Source organism: Bacteroides sp. AF32-8BH, assembly GCF_003435205.1.
Classification (GTDB): Bacteria; Bacteroidota; Bacteroidia; order Bacteroidales; family Bacteroidaceae; genus Bacteroides; species Bacteroides ovatus.
This window is the reverse complement of the sequence record NZ_QVLZ01000116.1, coordinates 1-837: the sequence shown is the minus strand read 5'-3', so window position 1 is coordinate 837 and position 837 is coordinate 1. Positions and strand designations below refer to the sequence as shown.

Sequence of the window (837 nt, the reverse complement as noted above, 5' to 3'; positions counted from 1 at the left end):
ATTTTAAACTTATAAATACTTAAAAAGACAACCACACAACAGCTACAACACTTACCACAGCAGCCAATCATGCTTACACAACAATTAAAAATACTTAACATCATAAAGAAAAGTACTTAAGCATACAAAAAAAAAAAAAAAAACAGTTATTTTTGCAGGAAACATCATACTTAATAACACTTAAAACAATAAAACACATGAAAATCAGCACAAAAGCCGCTACTTTTCTAAGTTCAATAAAAACTCAAACTTACGACAAAAAAGAAAGAGAAAAGATAATAACGTATCAACAAAAACGTGTCTTTCATCTATCCCTGCTCATGCTGGCCTTATGCGCACCCATATACATATTTTCAGTTCCATTTCCCAATGAACAGTTTTATTATATTAACAGCGCATTATTCCTGTTTATCATTATGTGTACTCTCGCTTATTTTAAAAAGAGAGTAAATCTGACCACGACCTTTTCCATTATACTGATAGCCATACATATCGAGATTTTTATCGAGATAATTTATTGCTCAATATGTAGCGGATATGAATATAGTTATCAAAGAGCATTGATAATGAGTAACCTTACTCTCTCTATCTTATTTATCATGCTTTCCATCTGTGCCTATATGAGTAAGATCTCCATCCTATTGTCCTCCCTTACCATAGCTTCCTATACAATCTGCACACTTATCACCGACGAACCGTTCCTATACAGTTATCTGCCTTTGGTCATCATCATATACACCATGATCCCCTTATTAGGAAGATCCATACACAGCAATATCAGCAACTTGCTAAAAAGTAGCAACTTGCTAAAAGAGGAAGAGGAAATGCTTTTGAAAC

At 33.1% G+C, this 837-nt stretch carries 1 pseudogene; it reads left to right on the top strand.

Annotated features, from left to right (window positions below):
- Nucleotides 1–197 precede the first annotated feature (197 nt).
- Nucleotides 198–837 (top strand): annotated as a pseudogene (locus tag DWZ47_RS30275) (LuxR family transcriptional regulator); the annotation flags it as partial.